At 55.2% G+C, this 20,807-nt stretch carries 24 protein-coding genes; 8 read left to right on the top strand and 16 right to left on the bottom strand.

Going from position 1 to position 20,807, the window contains the following annotated elements:
- The first annotated feature begins 36 nt into the window (after positions 1–36).
- Entirely contained in the window at positions 37–885 is an 849-nt protein-coding gene (locus FBR45_RS04515) for a sugar phosphate isomerase/epimerase family protein (protein ID WP_138499713.1), read from the top strand.
- Between the two features lie 139 nt (positions 886–1,024).
- On the opposite strand, the gene FBR45_RS04520 is transcribed toward FBR45_RS04515, so the two are convergent.
- Complete coding sequence (locus tag FBR45_RS04520) at positions 1,025–2,050, bottom strand: zinc dependent phospholipase C family protein (RefSeq protein ID WP_138499715.1); 1,026 nt, start codon at positions 2,048–2,050, stop codon at positions 1,025–1,027.
- A gap of 90 nt (positions 2,051–2,140) precedes the next feature.
- Between FBR45_RS04520 and FBR45_RS04525 the strand changes: the two genes are divergently transcribed.
- From FBR45_RS04525 to radC, 3 genes are all read left to right on the top strand, one after another.
- Positions 2,141–2,539 carry a Dabb family protein gene (locus FBR45_RS04525; protein ID WP_077919216.1) on the top strand — a complete coding sequence of 133 codons (399 nt, stop codon included), beginning with the start codon at positions 2,141–2,143 and terminating at the stop codon, positions 2,537–2,539.
- Between the two features lie 104 nt (positions 2,540–2,643).
- Positions 2,644–2,910 carry a 30S ribosomal protein S20 gene (rpsT, locus tag FBR45_RS04530; RefSeq protein ID WP_077919215.1) on the top strand — a complete coding sequence of 89 codons (267 nt, stop codon included), beginning with the start codon at positions 2,644–2,646 and terminating at the stop codon, positions 2,908–2,910.
- Between the two features lie 151 nt (positions 2,911–3,061).
- The gene (gene radC, locus FBR45_RS04535; protein ID WP_138499717.1) at positions 3,062–3,757 is read left to right on the top strand and encodes a RadC family protein; all 696 of its coding nucleotides are present in this window, start codon (positions 3,062–3,064) and stop codon (positions 3,755–3,757) included.
- 16 nt (positions 3,758–3,773) lie between these two features.
- Here radC and FBR45_RS04540 read toward each other — a convergent pair whose 3' ends face one another.
- From FBR45_RS04540 to FBR45_RS04560, 5 genes are all read right to left on the bottom strand, one after another.
- Complete coding sequence (locus FBR45_RS04540) at positions 3,774–4,352, bottom strand: pseudouridine synthase (protein WP_138501926.1); 579 nt, start codon at positions 4,350–4,352, stop codon at positions 3,774–3,776.
- Positions 4,353–4,420: 68 nt separating this feature from the next.
- Positions 4,421–5,185 (bottom strand): exodeoxyribonuclease III, encoded by a 765-nt coding sequence (locus FBR45_RS04545; protein ID WP_138499719.1) that lies wholly within the window; start codon positions 5,183–5,185, stop codon positions 4,421–4,423.
- Between the two features lie 95 nt (positions 5,186–5,280).
- The gene (locus tag FBR45_RS04550; protein ID WP_138499722.1) at positions 5,281–6,501 is read right to left on the bottom strand and encodes a nucleoside permease; all 1,221 of its coding nucleotides are present in this window, start codon (positions 6,499–6,501) and stop codon (positions 5,281–5,283) included.
- Between the two features lie 72 nt (positions 6,502–6,573).
- The gene (locus FBR45_RS04555; RefSeq protein ID WP_138499724.1) at positions 6,574–7,290 is read right to left on the bottom strand and encodes a DUF4386 domain-containing protein; all 717 of its coding nucleotides are present in this window, start codon (positions 7,288–7,290) and stop codon (positions 6,574–6,576) included.
- 13 nt (positions 7,291–7,303) lie between these two features.
- The gene (locus FBR45_RS04560; RefSeq protein WP_138499727.1) at positions 7,304–7,771 is read right to left on the bottom strand and encodes a class I SAM-dependent rRNA methyltransferase; all 468 of its coding nucleotides are present in this window, start codon (positions 7,769–7,771) and stop codon (positions 7,304–7,306) included.
- Positions 7,772–7,951: 180 nt separating this feature from the next.
- Between FBR45_RS04560 and FBR45_RS04565 the strand changes: the two genes are divergently transcribed.
- The gene (locus FBR45_RS04565; RefSeq protein WP_129600413.1) at positions 7,952–8,530 is read left to right on the top strand and encodes a Crp/Fnr family transcriptional regulator; all 579 of its coding nucleotides are present in this window, start codon (positions 7,952–7,954) and stop codon (positions 8,528–8,530) included.
- A gap of 131 nt (positions 8,531–8,661) precedes the next feature.
- Entirely contained in the window at positions 8,662–9,321 is a 660-nt protein-coding gene (locus FBR45_RS04570; RefSeq protein ID WP_138499729.1) for a hypothetical protein, read from the top strand.
- A gap of 28 nt (positions 9,322–9,349) precedes the next feature.
- Here FBR45_RS04570 and FBR45_RS04575 read toward each other — a convergent pair whose 3' ends face one another.
- The 5 genes from FBR45_RS04575 to FBR45_RS04590 all read right to left on the bottom strand — a co-directional run bounded on the left by FBR45_RS04575 (position 9,350) and on the right by FBR45_RS04590 (position 13,426).
- Positions 9,350–9,937, bottom strand: coding sequence for a Crp/Fnr family transcriptional regulator (locus tag FBR45_RS04575; RefSeq protein WP_138499731.1), 588 nt, complete (start codon positions 9,935–9,937; stop codon positions 9,350–9,352).
- Between the two features lie 79 nt (positions 9,938–10,016).
- Positions 10,017–10,556 (bottom strand): DUF4229 domain-containing protein, encoded by a 540-nt coding sequence (locus tag FBR45_RS04580; protein WP_138499733.1) that lies wholly within the window; start codon positions 10,554–10,556, stop codon positions 10,017–10,019.
- Between the two features lie 131 nt (positions 10,557–10,687).
- Positions 10,688–10,861 (bottom strand): hypothetical protein, encoded by a 174-nt coding sequence (locus FBR45_RS26310; protein WP_171044832.1) that lies wholly within the window; start codon positions 10,859–10,861, stop codon positions 10,688–10,690.
- Complete coding sequence (locus tag FBR45_RS04585; protein ID WP_138499735.1) at positions 10,858–11,778, bottom strand: NAD-dependent epimerase/dehydratase family protein; 921 nt, start codon at positions 11,776–11,778, stop codon at positions 10,858–10,860. The genes FBR45_RS26310 and FBR45_RS04585 overlap by 4 nt, the downstream gene beginning before the upstream one ends.
- A 142-nt stretch (positions 11,779–11,920) precedes the next feature.
- Positions 11,921–13,426, bottom strand: coding sequence for a catalase (locus FBR45_RS04590; protein ID WP_138499737.1), 1,506 nt, complete (start codon positions 13,424–13,426; stop codon positions 11,921–11,923).
- A gap of 195 nt (positions 13,427–13,621) precedes the next feature.
- On the opposite strand from FBR45_RS04590, the gene FBR45_RS04595 reads away from it, so the two are divergent.
- Positions 13,622–13,924, top strand: a complete 303-nt coding sequence (locus FBR45_RS04595) for a hypothetical protein (protein WP_077919201.1) — start codon at positions 13,622–13,624, stop codon at positions 13,922–13,924.
- A gap of 299 nt (positions 13,925–14,223) precedes the next feature.
- Here the strand turns inward: FBR45_RS04595 and FBR45_RS04600 are convergent, their stop codons facing one another.
- From FBR45_RS04600 to FBR45_RS04615, 4 genes are all read right to left on the bottom strand, one after another.
- Positions 14,224–14,541: a DUF3817 domain-containing protein gene (locus tag FBR45_RS04600; RefSeq protein WP_138499739.1), complete on the bottom strand. Its 318-nt coding sequence runs from the start codon at positions 14,539–14,541 to the stop codon at positions 14,224–14,226.
- Between the two features lie 22 nt (positions 14,542–14,563).
- On the bottom strand, positions 14,564–15,031 hold the full coding sequence (locus FBR45_RS04605) for a hypothetical protein (RefSeq protein WP_138499741.1): 468 nt from the start codon (positions 15,029–15,031) through the stop codon (positions 14,564–14,566).
- An 83-nt stretch (positions 15,032–15,114) separates the two neighbouring features.
- The gene (locus tag FBR45_RS04610) at positions 15,115–16,029 is read right to left on the bottom strand and encodes a helix-turn-helix domain-containing protein (protein ID WP_138499743.1); all 915 of its coding nucleotides are present in this window, start codon (positions 16,027–16,029) and stop codon (positions 15,115–15,117) included.
- Complete coding sequence (locus FBR45_RS04615) at positions 16,026–18,557, bottom strand: M1 family metallopeptidase (RefSeq protein WP_246082102.1); 2,532 nt, start codon at positions 18,555–18,557, stop codon at positions 16,026–16,028. The genes FBR45_RS04610 and FBR45_RS04615 overlap by 4 nt, the downstream gene beginning before the upstream one ends.
- Positions 18,558–18,649: 92 nt before the next feature.
- On the opposite strand from FBR45_RS04615, the gene FBR45_RS04620 reads away from it, so the two are divergent.
- Positions 18,650–19,909, top strand: coding sequence for an asparagine synthetase B (locus FBR45_RS04620; protein ID WP_138501928.1), 1,260 nt, complete (start codon positions 18,650–18,652; stop codon positions 19,907–19,909).
- A 169-nt stretch (positions 19,910–20,078) separates the two neighbouring features.
- Here FBR45_RS04620 and FBR45_RS26730 read toward each other — a convergent pair whose 3' ends face one another.
- A complete protein-coding gene (locus tag FBR45_RS26730) occupies positions 20,079–20,621 on the bottom strand; it encodes a collagen-like protein (RefSeq protein WP_171044833.1) in 543 nt (180 codons plus the stop codon).
- Positions 20,622–20,807 lie beyond the last annotated feature (186 nt).

Here is a 20,807-nt window from a genome sequence, read left to right on the forward strand (position 1 = left end):
TTTTTACGTTTTAGTTCTGCAAAACCATCTACTATCATGCAACGACGTTCGTTTCTCCAGCAGGCTGGCCTGCTTTCGGCAGGTGCCCTTACCCTAAGTCATGAATTACTGGCCAGCGCGCCTGGCAAAGCCATTAACCCTTTTGGTGTTCAACTCTACAGCACCCGCGATATTCTGCCCAAAGACCCGAAAGGAGTCATGACGCAACTGGCTCAGATGGGCTACAAACAGTTTGAGAGCTACAGTGGACCGCAGGGCTTTTTGTGGGGTATGCAGCCGAAGGAAATGAAGTCGTTTCTGGATGGGCTGGGCGTGAAAATGATCAGTACCCACTTCGATATGAACAAAGACCTGGGTAAGAGCATCGATATGGCGAACGGCGCTGGCCTGAGCTACCTGCTCTGTCCCTACATTGGAGCCCAGAAGACGTTCGACGACTGGAAACGAATTGCCGACAAGTTCAATACGGTTGGTGAGCAGGTCCGTAAGGGTGGGCTGAAGTTTGGTTACCATAACCACGATTATTCGTTCAAGCCCCTCGACGGTAAGATCCCACAGGAGTACCTACTAGCCAACACCGACCCCAAAAATGTCATGTTCGAGCTGGATCTGTGCTGGATTGATGTAGCAGGTCAGGACCCCGTTGCTCACCTGAACAAGTACGGCAAGCGCTACGAACTGTGCCATATCAAGGATTACAAGAAGGTAGGCGGTAAACCGGTTCAGGACGACCTTGGCAAGGGTAACGTAGACTTCAAGAAGACGCTTCGTACGGCCATGAACAATGGTATGAAGTATTTCATTGTCGAGCAGGAAGAGTATCCTGAGTCAGTACTGGGCAGCATGAAGAACGATGCTGAGTATATGAAGAAGCTGACTGTGTAATTTATTGCCTGAACAGACTACTAAACGTTCACGTAAACGTTTGGTTACGAGTATTGTAGTATTCCGGCGCAGGAAAAACCAATAAGTCTTCCTGCGCCGGAATTAGAGTCAATCCGTTTCAACAGGTGCCGCGTACCAATCAACCCTCCTCCCGGGCTGAAAACAGTCGTTTTAGCCAGCTCTTTTTCTCCGCTGCCTCATCATTTTTGTCCTGCTCGGTCAGCTGGTAGCCGGCCAGTGACTTCAGATCCGGCTGGCCCGCATCAACCCAGGCCGTATACCAGAAATTGCCGACCATCTTTATCGATGCACGCATCTGCCGTTCTACCTGCCCGCTCAGCCGGGTATGATACTGACGCGAAAAATCGGATGCGTACACTTTTGTCGTGATCCCGTTTCGCTCCTCAAATCCGTATTTGCGGGTTTCTCCTACTTCCTGCGTAAGTATCTGCTCCAGTCGCAGGACAGAGTCGAGGGCCGCATGGGCGCTGAATACGGCGCGCCAGGCTGCCTTTTGCGGAGTGTATACATACTCGGCCTGACCGGTGAAGAAATCGTAGTCCATACTGAAGAGTTCGGGTAAACGAGATTCCCAGAAGCCATGAATGCCCTGCTGACCGGTGAGTTGGCCGTTGTAGTTTCGGGTCGTATGCAACGGCACGTTTGCGTCGGCGATGTAATGGCCCAGGTCGGCCGCGAGTCGGAGAATCCGTCGAACGTCGCGCTGGCGGAAGGCTTCGGTCAGTTGGTACTTGCTCAGCTGAATCTGCCAGGGTACCAGGCCGTGCAGCGCCAGCGTGTCTTCGCCGTACCGGTCCGCAGCGTCTTTGTAAAAGCGGGGGAGGGTAACGGCTGTGGTATCGGAGTATGCGTCGAGGTCGATGAAATGGCGCGGAGCCTCACCAACTACGGCATACCGGCGTTTGTCGGGGTTGACCGCATTATCAGTTAGAAAACCGATGTGTTTTTTAAAGAACGGCATCATCTCGGCCGGTAACGTGAACACGGCCAGTCGGTTAATCTGCTGATGGGCATAAAACCCCCAGTTGGGCCTGGTTCGTTCTGGTTTATCGGAGGCCAGTACGGCTTGACCGCTCAGCAAACCCGAAAAAAAATCCACAAAAACATACAACCAAACAAAACGTTTGTACATTTGACAAAACATGGCACTTTACGGATATATAATTTAACTATTCTGTAAAACTGCTTGTTAAATCGAAACAAAATTTGGCAAAATAGAAAAAGACCAATAGTCATGAATCCAAAATCACGGGGTTACGCCCTTATCGTTGTGCTGATGTGTGCTTTCGCTTTGACAATCTATGGTGCATACTCACCTGCGCGCAAAGCCCAGAAACAGCAAATTGTGTGTGTGAAATTCAAAAAAGGGGTTGAATCGCAAGCTGTTGAGCAGCATATGAACGGTTTTGCCGCTCTAAAGCATGAAATTCCAAACATCGTTGGTTACACGTCTGGCAAGACAATTTTGCCAAACGGAGCCGTTGCCGACTATGACGTGGTGCATTATCTGACGTTTCAGAGCGAGGCCGACATTAAAATTTTTGAAAGCAGCCCAGCTTACAAACAGTTTGTAACGCAGAACCAGGGCGTTTGGGAAAAAACGCTGATCGTCAATGCCGATATTCGGCCGTAAGCGTTGGTTTATAACAGAAAATCAGTCAGTACGCTTGGATGTGCTGACTGATTTTCTTATTTTTGCGCCCTCATATCGCGAAACGATCTTTACAGTACATACCGATGGCAAACCATAAGTCAGCAAAAAAAGCAATCCGGTCGAGCGCCAAAAAGCGGCTGTTGAACCGCTACCAGCACGTTACGACCCGGAACCTGGTGAAAAAACTGCGTACCACCACCGACCATGCTATGGCCGTTGAGTTGTTCAAAACCGTATCGTCGGCGCTGGACAAACTGGCAAAGCGCAACATCATCCACAAGAACAAAGCGTCTAACAACAAGTCGAAACTGGCTCGGTTGGTAAACGGTCTGAAGCCTGCTGCTGCCTAGTTGTCAGTCATTCAGAGACATATCAGAACCTTACCTTTTTCGGGGTGAGGTTTTTTTATGCCCTAACTGGCCTGAAATGCGGTAGAACAGCGAGGTTTATGGTGTCTATTTTGTTAGTTCGTGTTTAGTTCCTGACCGATTCACTGCTGCCGTGACCTACGAAACCTCCGGAAAAATCCAAAGCTGGGCCGAAGAAGACCGCCCCCGTGAAAAGTTGATGCTCAAGGGAAAAGCCGCCCTGTCCGATGCCGAATTGATCGCTATTCTGATCAACGCCGGTACGGTAGACCTGACTGCGGTCGATATCGCCAAAATCATCCTGAAGAGCGTAGGTAACAACCTGAATGACCTGGCCCGGCTGAGCATCAAAGACCTGTCTAAATTTCGGGGTATTGGCGAAGCGCGGGCCATCGCTATCGTGGCTGCCCTTGAGCTAGGGCGTCGGCGCAAAGAGCAGGACCGTCCGCAGCGCGCCCGAATCACCTGCTCGCGCGATGCCTACAACGAGATGATTCCGCATCTGATCGATAAGCCGCACGAAGAATTCTGGATTTTGCTGATGAACCGCGCCAACGAGGTGCTGCGGCCGGTACTGATCAGCGCGGGGGGCGTATCGGGTACGGTGGCCGATCCCAAAATTATCTTCAAGCAGGCAATTGAGTACCTGGCTTCGTCGATGATTCTGTTTCATAACCACCCTTCCGGCAACCTGACCCCGTCGCAGGCCGACAAAGAACTGACCCGTAAGCTGAAAGACGCGGGGCAACTGCTCGATATTCCGGTACTGGACCATCTGATCTTTACCGACAAGGCCTACTACAGCTTTGCCGACGAGGGTATATTGTAAGCGCCTATGGATCAGCCTACAGCTTTAGACCCTGCATGATCTCGCCCCGGCTCAGTTGCCGAACGTCGCCGGGCATCATACCTTCGGCCGTGAGTGATTCGATGGCCCAGCGCACGAGCCGGAGCGTAGGAAACCCAACGGCGGCCGTCATTCGGCGTACCTGCCGGTTCTTGCCTTCGTGCAGACTGATCGATAGCCACGAGGTCGGTATGGCGGCTCGGTAGCGGATGGGCGGGTCGCGGTCGGGCAGGGGTGGCGCCACAATCGGTTTCGCCAGCGCGGGCAGGGTCGCGTAGGGTTTGCCATCGACCGAAATCGTGACCCCTGCCGATAACTGCTGGCAGGCTTCGGCTGTCAGCGCCCCATCTACCTGCACGTAGTAGGTTCGGTTGTGCCTGAATCTGGGGTTCAGCAGCCGATGATTGAGTGGCTTATCGCTCGTCAGGAGGAGCAGCCCTTCGCTGTCGGCATCGAGCCGCCCAACGGGATAAACATCGCTCGGGAAGTCGTACGCCAGATCGGCCAGCGTGGGTTTGTCGCCCTCGCGCGAAAACTGCGAGAGCATCAGGTACGGCTTGTAGATCAGATAATACATCAGGAAGCAGTGCAGTTCATACGGGTTGGGCAAACAGTGGAGATATACCTCGCTCCTCACCAGAGACCTCAATCCTGTACTGATAACCAAACGGGGCAGTGGTCGGCGTGGACGGCGTCGGGAAGCATTCGGCAGTCGGCAATGCGGTGGCGGATGGGTTCGCTGACCGACGCGTAATCGATGCGCCAGCCTTTGTTACTGGTGCGGGCGCCAGCGCGGTAACTCCACCAGCTGTAGGCAACGTCGTTGGGGTGAGTATACCGAAAGGCGTCTACCATGCCGGAGCCAAACCATTGATCCATCCAGGCGCGTTCTTCGGGCAGAAATCCAGTGGTGTTTTTGTTGCGGACGGGGTCGTGAATGTCCTTGGCGGTATGGGCAATGTTGTAATCGCCGACTACGATCAGGTTGGGCCGGGTTTGCCGCAGCGTTTGGACGTACTCGAAGAAATCACGGAGAAACTCCATCTTCACCGCCTGCCGGACCTCGCCCGTGGTGCCCGAGGGGAAGTAACAGTTCAGCAGGGTCAGGTCGCCAAAATCGGTGCGCAGAATGCGGCCTTCGCAATCATATACGGCCAGACCACAGCCCATGACAACGTTGGTAGGAGCGATGCGGGAGAACGTAGCCACGCCCGAGTAACCTTTCTTCTCGGCCGCGTGCCAGTGATACTGGTAGCCCAACTGCTCAAACGGCGCCAGGTCTACCACGTCGGTAGTGGCTTTGACTTCCTGAAAACAAAGAATATCGAATTCGTTGCGGCTCAGCCAGTCGGTCAGCCCATTGCGCATGGCCGCCCGGATGCCGTTGATATTGTAGGAAATGAGTTGCATTAATGAAAAGAGAAGAGGACAGACAAAGAAAGCCGAACACCGAGAGGCATGACCTGATGCCCGTTGGTGTTCGGCGGTTTTTTTTGGCTTTCCCGTTATAAAGGACCTGTTACCAGTTCTCCTTCGGTTGGAACGGATTTCTTGTTATCGGTGAACAGCAGCACGAAGATGATCAGTACAGCAGCGGCAATACCGGCGGGTACGAGCCATACCGACAGCCAGTCTTTGGTGCCATCGGGGCGGGTGTACATATCGAGTACGATACCCGACAGTTTGGAGCCGATACCCATACCCAGGCCGTAGGTAGCCAGCGTAATCAGTCCCTGTGCCGAGGACTTGATTTTGTCGCCGGCCTTGTTGTCGGTATAGATCTGACCCGTCACGAAGAAAAAGTCGTAGCAGACGCCGTGCAGCAGAATCGCAATGAAGAGGAGCCACTCTGACGAGACGTCGCCGTAGCCAAAGCAGATGAACCGCACGATCCAGGCGATGAGGCCAACGATCAACATTTTCTTAACACCCAGCCGGCTATAGGCCAATGGGATCAGCAGCATGAAGATAACCTCCGACGCCTGACCCAGCGACATTTTGTTCTCAACGTTCTGCATGCCGCCGTCGGTCAGTGAGGGGTTAGCCATGGCGTAGTAGAACGACAGTGGAATACAGATCAGCACCGACGATAGAAAGAAAATAGCGAACGACCGGTCTTTGAAGAGTTTGAAAGCATCGAGCCCCAGAATCTGGCTAACCGACGTAGAGGCTGTGGCTTTGGGGGGCGTATCGGGCAGGAAGAATGAGAAGATACCCAGGGCTACCGCCGAGTACATCGACAGCTGGAAGATCGTGACCTGATCGCCGAATCCGTAGAAACCAACAATGTTGGTAACCACGATCCAGGCTACCGTACCGAGCACCCGGATGCCCGGAAATTCCTTCTCGGGGCTCGTCATCTGCTGCATGGCAATGGATGTGGTCAGGGCGAGCGTCGGCGCAAAGGTGATGCAGTAGGCCAGGATCAGGTAAAAGAAACTGCCCGGGTCGGTATTCTGCGTAATCAGGTAAAGCACGCCCGCTCCGAGCAGGTTGAGGATGCCCAGCACTTTCTGCGCGGCAAAATAGCGGTCGGCAATCATCCCCACGAAGAAGGGCGCAATGATCATGGCGAGCGAAAAAGCCGCGTAGGCGTTGCCGACCTGATCGCCGGTGGCATTCAGTTGCGTGAGCAGGTATTTGCTCATTTGTCCGTACCAGGCTCCCCAGACAAAGAACTGGAGAAACATCATAGCAGACAGTTTGACGCGTGTTGTGGTAAGCATGAGGGCTTGCAGAAGTTAGGTTTTACCGTATGAAGATAGCCAACCCCCTTTTTCTATCATAACCCCGGGCTTTTATTTCTCAGCCTGGCTAACCTGCCAGCACCGCAGGCCCAGTCCGATGAGCCAGATCAACCAGAGCGTACTGCCCAGAAAACCAGCCGGATTCCAGACCGGGAAGGTGGGTAGTACCGTGGCCAGCAGCTCGGCCTGGGCCAGCAGATAAATGGTCGAAGCCACATAGCCCAGCCCTACCCAGCCCCGTTTCAGGAGCCCGGCCCGGCCGAGTGCCCCCGCGAGTACTACCGTCCAAACAATGGTAAACAGCTGGCCTGTGTGCTCGCCCAGCAGCACGCCACCGTACTGATGGATGGTGATAAAGGCCAGGCGGGCAGCCTCCCGAACCGCTTCCCGATCGGCCGTTACGAAGATGCGAGCCAGCACCGGCACCACAAATACCCAGCGCAGCAGACCTATCAGCTGCACAACCAGCCCAATAAGCCCGACGGTGGTGGCCCAGCGTACTGCCGGCTCCCGTTTGTCGACCCACTGACCCAGCAGCACATAGCCCGGAATCAAGGGCAGACCAACCAGCGCGAACGCCAGCCAGGTCCAGATCAGGCTGGCCCCGCCCGCCTGGAACCGGCTCAGCACGGCGCCCGGCTCCGCCCGTAAACTGTCCGGATAGTCGAACGTACTGGTCAATATCGTGTACGGAATCAGGAGCAGCAGACCCCCGGCTATGAGCAGCTGACCGGCCCGGGCCAGCATTACTTTCTCTGGTGAGTTCATAAGAGCAGGGTGATTATCGGAGAACGAATGAATAGCTGATACCCGGCGTTGGATTGATTTTTATGGCCTGGCCTGCTGACGCCAGCGCAATGGCGCCGATCCGCAGATTCAGTCCGCGCCAGACCATCCATCGAAAACCGAGTTCGGCCGAGGCTGCGTTTTGGGCTTCGTAATCGCGGTTGAGACCACGCAGGTACGATACCGATCCATAGAACGAAGACGGATTGGGCCGCTGGCCAACCGGCAAAAACCAGCCCGTTACCCCTGCTTTTATGAAGCGGGTCGTAAGGTTTGGGCTCAGGTTGGTCAGGTAATAACCCCCATGGACCGAGAATGCCCGGTGGCGGTATTCCAAACCAATGGACGGAGCCCGGAATCCATTGATACTTAACTCGTGCTTGGGAAAGCGATGCTGGGCCAGTAAGCCCGGTGAGGTCAACAGGAGGCTAGCGAGCCAGGGAAACCAGAATAAACGTGTCATGTCAACATAGTGATGGGGTATCGGCGTTGATAACCCAGGCAAAAATCCGGGTCTGGCTGGCCTGTTTCGTGCACCTGAGTTAATTACGTTCGTTTACCTGGCGAATGATTGGGGGAAGTCACCAGCCCCGGAGCGCATTTCGAAGGCGGATTTTTCCGCTAAAGGTTGTAGCTTACCCCTATGTTTGACCGCCTGAAAATCAGTCTGGACCGGCTGTTGCCTGTTACCCGCGACGAGTTTATGTACTTTGCTACGTTGCTCACTCCGCGCCGACTGGCCAAACACGAATCGTTGCTGCGGGGCGGGGAGGTGTGTTCGCATATCGCCTTCATCAACCAGGGCTGTCTGCGCTACTATTACCTGAAAGATGGGGATGAGTACAACGGACAGTTTTTCTTCGAAGGGGCCTGGGTTGGTGATTACCAGAGTTTCCTAACCGGGCAGCCAGCGGTGCAGTACATCGATGCACTCGAAGACACGGAACTGCTGGTCATTAAACGAACCGATCTGCAGGCACTGTACGCCGAGCGACCCGTATTCGAGCGGTTCGGGCGATTGCTGGCCGAGAATATAGTGATCGGTTCTCAGCGTCGGACAGCCTCGTTACTGTTCGATACGCCCGAAGAGCGCTACCTCAAGCTCATTGCCGAACGGCCCAAGGTGATGGAGCGGATTCCATTGCACCATATTGCGTCTTACCTCGGTATCAAGCCCGAAAGTCTGTCACGCATTCGGAAACGACTGGCTGATAACCGGTAGGATAGGTCGATTTCTTAACCCAGGTTAAGATACGTCGCTGGCGAAGCTAACCGAAATCAAGGCACGACGCCCCGGTCAGGCAGCACCTTTGTATCGTCAGTCAACCGATCACAAAGCAGTCGAAAGCACGTATGAAAACCGTTCAGATTACCTTCCTCGGGTCCGTCTCTTTCCTCCTGGCAACTACTGCCCTCCGGGCGCAGCAGACGGAGCCTGCACCCGCCAAGCTGCCCATCTACGCAACTATCAGTATTGGGTATGGAAACACCTTTTTCTCGGGCAAACTCGCCGAAAAAGAAACGATCAACGATGGGCGTGGCTTTGGCCGAAACCAGGGAAACACACTCACGAGCTGGTTTTACGCTGCCCCGGCCCAGTGGAAGGGCCTCGGTGTTGGGGCAGGGATCAAAGGTTTTTTTGCTACGCCCAATAATGGCGGTAACAGCGAAACATACCTCTTCAACTACTATCATACCGGTATCGGCGCCAAATACTACCTGTTCAGCAAACGCTTCAACCAGGGCCTGGCGCTAAAGAGCAGCTTCGGAATTGGCCAGATGACGGAGAAAACAAAGTATAACGCAACGCAAACCTACGAGCATCAGTTTGCCATCGGTACTACCCTGCTGGTCGGACTGGGCTATTCTATTCCGATTCTTAAAAAACGGTCGGCGCTCAATGTTGATTTCGATTTTGAAACGGCAAACCGACGGGGCGACGTAACGGGGGTTGGGGAGAATCAGCCCTTCAGAAACAGCCACGTCAGCCTGAATGTTGGCCTCGGTTTCTAAACTGCCCTTCGGCGTAACCCCCGCTGAGTCATCGGCCTGTCCGGGCCAGCCGGCGCCGGATGCGGCTGAGCGACTGCGGTTTTACGCCTACGTAGGAGGCCAGGTAATACTGGGGAATCCGCTGCTGAATATCGTGGAAGTGTCGGGTGAAGTTCAGATACCGGTCTTCGGGCGTGTTGGTGTAGAGACCGGTTAGCTGATGCACCGTTTGCAGAAAGATTTGCTCGATGATGAGCCGCCCAAAACGCTCGCCTTCGTTTACCTCCCGATAAAACCGCTGAAGGTCTTCATGCGTAATGCAACGGAGCCGCGTTGGTTCGATGGCCTGAATAGCGCAGGTAGCTGCTGACTGGGTCAGAAAACTCTCGTAGCTACTGGCAAAATCGGTCTCTTTCCCGAACGAATACGTAAGTTCGTCGCCATCGTGGTTGACCGTATACCGCAGCAAACCCTCTTCAATATAGGCCACATGGCGACAAACCTGTCCCTCCAGCAGCCAAAAGTCGCCCGGGTGCAGCGATTGCGGGCGGAATAGCGTGTCGATCAGCTCCTGTTCAGCATCTGATAGCGCTATGATCTGGCTGATTTTTGATACCAGTGGGCTGCTGCTTGTCATGGTGGGTCGATTAACCAGATTTATGAATTAGGCCGCCATCGGTTGATCTACTGCCTCCCGGGCAGCACCGGTCGCCTAGTTATCGATTTTTCGGGAGTTCGCCTAGCTGTAGCTTCAGAATCCGGTTTTCGAGATACCCATCGTCGATATGTTTGTCAGTGATGTACCACACCCGGGCAGGCATACCGTCGGGCAGTAGAATCTGGGTGGGGCCACCGTTCTGGAAACCGGCATGCTCCGCTTCTTTGATGTAATAACCGAATGATACGCCGTTGACCGAGAATCCTTCATAATGTTTCCAGTCTGGTTTCCCGTTGGCATCGCGCGCCACCCATTTCTTTTCCCAATGTCCCTGAATGATCCCGTCGAGGTGTTGACAGTCGTTAGCCAGGAGCCGGTCGCGCAGTCGGTGAAAGTCCCAGTACGACAAGGCCGCTATCCCGGCAATAACTACGGCAAACCCCACGACCCAGTATCGCTGTGAGTACAGACCGGGCTTAACTGTGGTCAGAACACCGAAGCTGTACAGCACCAGAATCGCAAAAATACCGACCAGAATGAACCAGATCCAGCCGTCGTAAGGCTCCACCGAGATGTCGTACACGGTTTTGTAGCGCATTCGCTTTGAGGGGCTTAGGGTTGATACATGGGGTAGGCAGGGGTCTGAATCCTGACTCACCCCTCGTATCAAATATAAACCGGCAACAAGCTCGTGCCCGATAGGATTGAGCGAAAGGCGTGGTCTGTTAATCAGGCGGTTACCGGGGTCGAGAAAAGCGCCTTGCGGGCCGCAACCCACTGGCTGATACTAGTCATCTGAACGGGCAGTTCGGCCAGCACCGGCTGCATATCGGCCCGAAAAGCAGGTCGCTGCTCGGGGAAATCCCACACGCATCCTGCAACCCGCTGTTTCCCGCTGATCAATTGCCGCGTACCGTTTCCCGCACCCCTTCAATCGGGGAGGTGGCTTCGATGCCGAATCGCCTGGTGAACTTGCTGCTGTCGAACGCGTAGTGCCGGTCGTACTGGTAAACCATTTCGCGTAGTTCCTTCATGAGCGGTACAAACCAGCCCAGAGGCAGCATGGCCCAGACGGGTAAGGCACTGGCTTTGGGTGTTACGTGCATTTCCCTGGCAAACAGCTCGACCCATTGCCGTCCTGTCAGCCGTTGCGGGTGGGTGGGCAGGTGCCAGACCTGCCCGTAGGCATCGGGCGTATTGCCCAGCAGAGCCGTAGCCCGGCCCGCGTCGGGGGTGTAGGTGAAGTTATGCACGTAGTCCAGGCCGGCCAGCCAGTTGGCTGCTTTGCCCTGCTTCAGGTTTTTGTAGACCGTTTCGACCAGCACGCTCTTGTCATTACCGGGTCCGTAAAAATCGGCCGACCGGGCAATCAGGGCCGTCAGGGTACCGGCTCGTACGGCCTCCATCAACATACCGGCAATCTGCGCTCTGACTTCTCCTTTTCGGCTGGTGGGCCGGATCGGTGTTTCTTCGGTCATGGGGTCTAGGTGATCCCGGTCGTACATGTAGACGTTGTCGAAGAAGACTAGTTTCGCGCCCTGCTCCTGACAGGCCTCGATGACGTTGCGCATGGTAACAGGCCATCTCTCCTGCCAGATTTTTACGGAATAGTCGTACCCAACCGTTAGATAGACGACCTCCGATCCGGCCACGGCGCGCCGTACAGCACCGGCATCGGTCAGGTCGGCCGAAACCAGCTCATCGGTTGGGTTAACCGCCTTCGGGTTCCGGCTGACCAGCCGAATCTGATCAGTATAGGTTATCAGAGCGCTGGCCAGATCGTTGGCAGTGGTGCCGCCCGCACCGAGTATCGTTTGCATCTTGTGTTTGTACGTTAAATGAAGATACTACAAAAGTGCTCACGGGCAGGCAACTACGCATTGATCCGGGTTAACTTCGGCGCAAAAAAATACCCCCAAAAAGACCGATGGAGAGGTCTCGTTGGGGGGAGCCGTCAGTCCATTACGCGTGTGCGCTCTGGGCGGTAGGCATAAACTGATCGACGTTTACGTTCAAACCCCGGGCTATGGCCATGCCCAGGCTCATGTCGGCCCGGAAGAAGTGGCACAATTGCCGGAAAACGATCTGCTCTTTTTTCGGCCCCGAAATACCACGCATGGCCGTCACGATATTCTGAACCGTGGCCATCTGCTGCTCGGGCGTCATAACCTCCCGGAAGAGGGTACCAGGCTGGGTGTAGTGGTCATTGTCGCCGGGTGCATTCCGGTCGTACCAGTCGGCCACCAGGCTGTCGAGCGTTTGGGCGGGTTCTTTGTACGAAGCGTCGGCCACAATGGTATCGAACGAGTTGGGGAAGTAGTTGGGGTTGCGGCCTCCGTTACCATCTACCCGCATTTGTCCGTCGCGCTGGTAGTTATGAACGGCGTAGGGACAGCGGTTCACCGGAATCTGCTCGTAATTGGCGCCCAGTCGATAGCGGTGTGCATCCGGATACGACAGCAATCGACCCTGAAGCATCTTATCAGGCGAATAGCCGATACCGTCTACCACGTGGGCCGGGGCGAAGGCCGACTGTTCGACCTCCGCAAAGTAGTTGTCAGGATTCTGATTGAGTTCCAGCACGCCAACGTCGATGAGCGGGTAATCCTTATGCGGCCAGACTTTTGTGAGATCGAACGGATTCCAGCGGTAGGTTTGGGCCTCGGCTTCGGGCATGATCTGTACCTTTAACGCCCATTTGGGATAATGCCCATTGTCAATGGCTTCGAGCAGGTCGCGCTGGGCGAAATCAAGGTCCCGGGCTTTCATTGCGTCGGCTTCGGGGCCCGAGAAATTGCGGATGCCCTGCATGGATTTGAAGTGGAATTTGACCCAGAACCGCTCGCCTTGGGCGTTGATGAGGGAGAATGTATGGGAGCCGTACCCGTTCATGAACCGGTACCCAACCGGCGTACCCCGGTCCGACATCAGAATCATGACCTGGTGCAGGCTTTCGGGATTCAGGCTCCAGTAATCCCACATCATGGTGGGCGATTTCAGGTTGGTATACGGATCGCGCTTCTGGGTATGAATGAAGTCGCCAAATTTCTTGGGGTCTTTGACGAAGAAGACGGGCGTGTTGTTACCCACCAGATCCCAGTTGCCCTCCTCAGTGTAGAACTTAACCGCAAAACCGCGTGGGTCGCGCTCGGTATCGGCCGATCCTTTTTCACCACCAACGGTCGAGAACCGCATGAATACCCGGGTCTCTTTGCCGACCTGATTGAACAGCCTGGCTCGGGTGTACTGGGTGATGTCGTTCGTTACCGTAAACGTACCGTAAGCGCCTGATCCTTTCGCGTGTACAACCCGCTCCGGAATCCGCTCCCGGTTGAAATGGGCCATTTTTTCGTGCAGGATGTAATCCTGGAGCAGCAGGGGACCGCGGGCGCCGACACTCTGGCTGTTTTCGTTTTCGGCATAGGGCCGTCCTGATGCGGTAGTTAACTTTTGAGGCTGGTTGTCCATACTAATACGATTGATACGTGAGTGATGAGAAAAGAGTTAGTGGATAGGTGACAAGGTAGAGTAGGTTCTGGTATAGGTCAAATTGATTTGCTATATGATCATATAGGCTATGTTAATGCCTGTTAAGCCAAAATCTAAAACCATTTTGTCGGCATTCTGTTAGGTAAGTATTACTCAACAAAATAACTGATTACTATGGATAAGCTACAGAAATTCGAACTGATGAACAAAGTAGTTCGTGAGCTTGAGGATCTACAAAATAGCCAGACCGCACTGATTACGAAGATCAGTCAGATTGAAGTTGACAACATGAACGGCCTGAACGACAAACGTCTGGAAACCGATCTGGGCGATATGCACGCCAAAATAGCCGAAAACGTAGAAGCCATCACGCAGATCTTCGCCTATTTCGAGGAGCAGCGAGATGAGTACGGCGACAAAAACCGGGCCGCCATCGAAGCCGCCGAAGCCGCTGCCGCTATCGACGCCGTGAAGTAATCCACGACAAGCCTATACAGACGGCCCCACCTTATGCCATACTATGCATAAGGTGGGGCCGTTTTTTACGTGATGCTAGGGTAACTCGCTACAGCTAAAACCCAGCCTGTTCATCAGCTCGATAACCGTTGCTGCCTCCAGAACGGATTCAGAAGCCGTCTCAATTCGTAGAACCCGATCGCAGTCTTCCAGATCTACCGTCCAGCGAGTGATGACCTGGACAGCATTCAGGGCAGCTCCGACAGTTTGTACGCAGACCGCAGCGGCCATATCTGTTTGAAAGATAAGTACGGGCATACTTATTCTGACGGCTCGCGCAGTTGCCGGAACAGTTTGTAATCGGCCCAAAACGTTCCGCCGGGTAGGACCGAAGCCAGCAGGGCCAGCCCTGTTTTGCCCAGCGGCCAGCGATATTCGGTCTTTGCCTGTATGACCGTCAGCACATACAGGACAAACAGGAGCCCGTGAATGGGACCAACCAGCTCAACGGCTTCCGGGTGACCGCCGATGCGCTTGAGCGGTACCGCAATGAACAATAGAATGAGGTAAGAAAGCCCCTCGGCAAAACCGATTATCCGTAGCCGGATTTTGGGGGAGTTGAAAAAAGTAGCTGCCATTGTTGTGGTTAATAAGTACTGGTTAAACACCGCGTATCCAGGGGCGGCTGGCCAGGGGTGAAAATGGCCAGGGTATTGCAAGCCCGATCAGCAACATACCTACGGTGAAATAAAGGGCTGTGGTGCGAAAGCGCTGCCGGTGATCGGTCTGCCGCTTGGCTTTACTGGCCCCAACGGTCATCACGACGATGGCCATAAACATAAGGCTGCCGTGAATCAGCCCAAAGAACGGAAATTCGGTCGATTCACCGAAGCCGGGTTTGTAGGTCCAGTAATAGCTGACAATCGGGCTGATGGTGTACAGATATAAGCCAACCAGTAGCTGGGTATGTGCGAGAGAAGTCGTCAGCACACTCACGGCGCGGTCGAGCGGGCGGTAGGGACGGCTGCTGAGCCAGCCCGAATAACTACTGGACAAAGCCGCCAGCAGGCTACCCAGTACCAGCCACCGCAGGGCGTTATGCAGAAACAGAATGATTGGATAAACCATAGAACAACCGATGTAATATACCGCAAAGGTCTGGGCATACGCGGTTGTTAGGTTAGGACGTATTCGTTGGATATTAGTCCAAATCAATCATTTTTCTGGTCGTGCCGCGCTCGGAAAGCCGTGGGGCTCAGCTGCACATACTTCCTGAACAGCTTGCCGAAGGTAGACTGATCGTCGAAACCCAGCTCGGCTGCAATCTGCCCCACGGTCAGGTCAGACTGGAAAAGCAGCACCTTAGCTTCCAGAACGACATGCTCATCAATCCAGACCGAGGGCGACCGACCCGTTCGGGCTTTCAGTACTTTGTTAAGGTGATTGGGGGTCACGTTGAGCCAGTCAGCATAGGCCGTTACCGCTCTGGACTGCCGAATACGCTGGGGCAGTACGTCCATAAATCGCTGAACCAGCTGATCGCCGGCACTAATCCGGGGCGGTACGCTGCCCAGATAAGCCTGGTTGATTTCCGTCATCAGCGTGAGCAGATACGGCCCAATCAGGTCGGTTCGCGTGCTGCCGTGGGTGTAATACTCCGCTGCGAGCCGCCCAAGCAGATTGGCTATATAATCGGTTTGGGGGCTTGTCAACGACACGACGGGCTGACTGGTCAGCTTCAAAAAATCGAAGCGGGCAGGACCAACGGCGGTCCGTAGCCGTTCCGGACTGATGAAGCACATATACCCCGTTGTGTTTTCCTGAATGGCTTCGATCGAGAAGATCTGCATGGCCGGAACGATGGCCAGCTCGGGTGAGGTGAGCGTATACGCCCGGTGGCCAATCCGGATGGAGACTTCGCCACCAGTAACCAGAAAGAGGGCGTGGTTACCAGTACGACCCGTCGGAACTGGTAGTTTGATGACGGGTCGGGCGTACTCGAACGATGAGATAATGAACTGGTCAAAATCGGGCCTGAACCGATTGTCCCAGGTGTCGTCGCGCAGCAGAAACCGGTCCCGTGCCATGGCCGGACTGATAGCCGGGAAATGCGTATCTGTGGTCATGGCTGATAAAGGAGCTTGCTGGCCCGGAAAGGTCCGTCGGCGGCTTGTAACAGTTTCGCGCGCAAACGCGGGTTATAGCCCGGCCGGTCGGCCAGAAACTGCCGGGCCAGCTGCGCCGTTTCGGGAGTCTGATAAGCGCTGAGCGTGGCTCGAAGCCATTGTTCAGGAAAGAAGATGTCGCCGGTTCGCTGAATCTCCTCCAGCAGCTCGAGGCTCTTGGGCAGGTACTTAGCCGAGGTTACGGACCGGAGCGGATGGTGCAGGTAACCCAGGGCCGCCGTTACCCAGGCTTCGCGGTCGCGGTTGGCTTCGACGGCCAGTGACGCAAAAAAAGCATCCCGCTGGGTCTCGCTGGCGGAGAGGGCGGGCATCATAAACTCGAGTCGTTTCTGCCGGTCGGGATTTTTGATGCGGGCGAGTTGCCGGGTCAGGATGCCGTCGGCCGGGTAGTCGCGTACGGCCAGCGCCAGGGCCAGGGAGGTATAGTCATCTTCGGTAAGGGTTACGCCCGCTGGTGCTTTCTGCTGGTCCCAGATCGTGTACAGTCGTTGTTGGGCGCCGGAGCTGAGCGCCACGCTCTGGTACAGGCGAAACAGCAGTTTGGTGATGCCCGGGTGTTGTGCCTGCTCCATTGCCTGCCAGGCTGCCTGTTCGACCTGGGCCGCTACCGCTGGCCGGTCGGCGGGCCGGGTGAATGTCCAGACGAGGTCCGTCAGCTGGCTGGTCAGCAGCCGCAGCGTAAGCTCCTCTTTCTCGGTGGCCAGCATGGTCTGGTACGTATCGATGAGCTGGTTTGGTCCGATACCAGCTCCGGCCAGCATGGCTTCGTACAGATTGATGTACAAAGCCGCCCGGGTAACCGGGTTGCCGACCCTGGCGAGCTGGGCTGGGGTAGCCGGGTCGACGGGAAAACGACCGTATCCCTGCCCCATGGCGTTGAAGGCGATGAACAGTGGGGGTGTTTTGCCCCTGGCAGCGGTCAGCTCAACGGTGGGCTGGTTCATCGTAACCGGAATCAGCTCGACCTTGTCGGCATAAACCAGGGCCACGTCGAACACCTGGGGCCACAGGCGCTGGGAGCCATCTTCGCCCGTTTGAGTGATGGTAAAGCGGTTAATGCGCCCGTTCTGCTGCTCGATCTGGTGCGTGAAAACTGGTCGGCCTATCTCGCTGACCCAGATGCGGCTCCAGGCCTGAAGGTCGGTTGGGGTACGGGCGTCGAGAATACGGATGAGGTCGGTCCAGGTCGCGTTGCCGAAAGCGTAGGTTTTCAGGTAGTCGCGCAGACCTTCTTTGAGGGTTTCTTTCCCGATCAGGAGCTCCAGCTGCCGCATCATGATCGGCGCTTTGTGGTAGATGATACCTCCGTACAGAGAGCCGGCTTCCTGGAGGTTGGCCAGCGGCTGGCCAATGGGGTTGGCGCCTTCGGTCCGGTCGACGGCGTAGGCAGCCGGGAAATGGTCGATCACGAACTGCAGATCGTAGTTGGCATCGGGAAACGAAGCCTCCGTGATTTTATCGGCCATGAAGTTGGCAAACACTTCTTTGAGCCATACATCATCGAACCAGCGCATGGTTACCAGATCCCCGAACCACATGTGAGCCGTCTCGTGCGCAATCAGGGTAGCGCGGTTCAGCTTCTGATCGCGGGTGGCGCCGTTGTCGAGAAAGAGGGTAGAGGAGCGGTAGTCGATGGCGCCAACGTGTTCCATGCCGCCGTACTGAAAATCAGGGATGGCCGCGAAGTCGAACTTGCTGAACGGATACGGCATCTGGGTATAGTCTTCCAGAAACCCCAGGGCTTCGGCGTGCAGGTCGAAGAGAGGGGCGAGGCTGAGCCGGATTTTGGTGGTGTCGGTTTCGCGGTGGAGCAACAGCATGGGCCGGTTGCCGGCGATTCGGCTGACGGGCCTGAACTGTCCCGCTACGAACGAAAACAAATAGGTTGGTATCCGCTCCGAAGCAGCAAACCGAAGGGTTTTCCGGCCGGCGGTTACGGCGGAGTCGACCAGGCTGGCATTGGTGATAGCCTGCCAGCGTTGCGGAAGGGTAAGGGTGAGCTGAAACGAGGCTTTCAGATCGGGCTGGTCGAAACACGGAAAGACGGTGCGGGCGCGGTCGGGAACGAGTAGGGTATACAAATAATCGTCGTTCCGGTTCAGGGACAGATTGCCGGCCGTGAAGCCAATCGTGATCTGGTTGGTGCCAGGTCGGAGCCGGGCCGCATCGATGAGCAGATGTTCCTGCTCAAAAACAATTGGAATGGCTGTTCCGTTAACCGAAACAGTCTGCAAATGAGCGCGTTCTTCCTTGAAGTCGAGTTGCAAAGGTGCGTTGCCGGGCTGCCACGTAAAGGTTATGGTTTCACTGGCTGGAATGGGCTGGTTTTTTTGCGCAGGAATGTCGAACTTGAGAGCATATGTCAGATCGCCAAGGGTTTGGGCCCGAAACCGGGCCAGGGCCTGCGAAACGCCGGTTTCGACGGGGGGCGGAGATGGGGGCATAGCCTGACGGGTACAGAACATCATAAGTACAGCCAGTGTAGCCAGTAAAAGACCGTAACAGGATAAGGAAAGTAGCTTCACCATTGAACAGAACCAGTTGCGAACGTATGCAAGTTATGAAACGGCATCTGACCATCCTGCTTTTCCTGTCGGCGATTATTGCCGCCCGCGCCAGCTCAATCCTGATCCCGATGGACGATCAGCAGGCCAACCATCTCAAAGCGTATGGCATTGCGTATAAAATGCTGAAAGACGACCAGGACGTCGACTGGCTGCTGAACTACCGGGGTGGGGCGTTTCTGATTAAGCACTCGGCCGCGCTGGAGACCGAATGCCGGGTGCGGGGCGTATCGTTCGAGTCGATCACCGATAGCCGGGCGGCTTCTATTCGCCAGCAGCTGGCCGATCCCGATCTGAACATGAACGTGGTGACGCTGCACAAGGCGGCTAAGATCATTGTTTATTCGCCCATAAAAGTGAGCCCGTCCGAGTTCGAAAATACGGACGCAGTACTGCTGGTGCTGACCTACGCCGAAATTCCGTTCGAGGTCGTTTATGATGAAGAGATTTTGAAGGGCGACCTGCCCAAATATGACTGGCTGCACCTGCACCACGAGGACTTTACGGGTCAGTTCGGGCGGGCCATTCACCGGCAGACGCTGGCCGACATCAAAGCGCAGGAAGACATTGCGAAGAAATACGGGTTCTCGAAAGTATCTACCATGAAACTGGCAGTGGCCAAAGCCATAAAGGAGTTCTGTGCGGGCGGAGGCTACCTGTTTGCCATGTGTTCGGGCGCTGAAACGCTCGATATTGCGCTGGCAGCGGAGGGCGTCGATATTGTAGGAAGCGCGTACGACGGCGATGGTACCGACCCCGACGCGCAGGCTAAGCTGGACTTTACCAAAACGCTGGCGTTCGGAAATTTCTCCTTAGAAGGCGACAATGGATACCGGGGTTTTTCTACGTTTTCTGACATAAACTCGGCCGCCGGTCGGGGCTACGACCAGACGGCCGGTTTCTTCGAGTTGTTTAATTTCTCGGCCAAATGGGATGTGATTCCGGCTATGCTTACCCAGAACCACGAACACATCATCAAAGAGTTTTTTGGGCAGACCACCGCGTTCCGAAAGGCCGCCGTCAAACCCAGTTCGCTGGTGATGGGGGAGGGAAAAACCTCCGATCGCTACATTTACGGCGAAGTAGGGCGAGGCCAGTGGACCTTTTATGGCGGTCACGACCCCGAGGGTGTCCGTGGGGGCGGTAGCTGGCGCACCCCTACTGACCTCAATCTACACCCGCATTCGCCCGGCTACCGGCTTATTCTCAACAACGTCCTGTTTCCTTCGGCCCGCAAAAAGAAACGCAAAACGTAGAGACGCCATCCTTTGCGTCTCCTGCGCGTCAGCAATTTGATCATTACATCTTCCCGGGCCTCATGTAATACTCTGTTGCAGAGGCATGGGAGCTTGTTGCTGACGCGTAGGATACGCATAGGGTCTTGTTGCTGACGCGTAGGAGACGCATAGGGATGCGTCTCTACGGTTAATCAGGAATATTGTAGGCTTTTTTTACGGCTTCGTAATCATTGAGGTCGATGGCCGCCTTACGCCCGCCAACCGCAGCGCCACCCGGAATAATGACGTAGCGGAACTGCTGGCTCGACAACGCATAAGAAGAAATCAGCTCAATTCGCCCCACGTAAAAGCGCTGGTGTACTGAATAGCTTGTGCTACCGATTGTCTGGGCATACGGCAGGGAAAGTACCCGGCCGCTCTCGTTCCAGTATACGCGGATATCGGCACGGTCCAGAACGGCTTGCGTGATGGCTGCGGCTGTAATGTTTCCGGTGTAGGTGCTGCCACTACCCGAGAATGTGGTCGATATCCAGGGCGAATACTGAACGTTGGCGGTGCCTGTCTCGCCTTTGGCACCCTGTGGTCCAGCCGGTCCTGCTGGTCCCACCGGACCAGCCGGGCCAGCAGGACCGGTGGGGCCTACTTCGCCGTCTTTAGGCTGACAGTTTTGAAAAACAAACGATCCAAGGAAGAGGGTAGCCACGAGCAGGCCTGTGTGTAAACGTTTCATAGTAAACAGTGATTAATGAGTAAGGTGATACAACTTCTTAGTCGCATTACCCCCACTGTCGGAAACAGCAACGCGTGAACACAGGTAGTAACCCCGGGAAATTACGTAGATGTACGTACCAGGTCAGGCATAGGGTACTGAATCATGTACTCGGATAAACAACGGAGAGGCCAACGCCAACCGCTG

The sequence above is a fragment of the Spirosoma lacussanchae genome (assembly GCF_005870035.1).
Classification (GTDB): domain Bacteria; phylum Bacteroidota; class Bacteroidia; order Cytophagales; family Spirosomataceae; genus Spirosoma; species Spirosoma lacussanchae.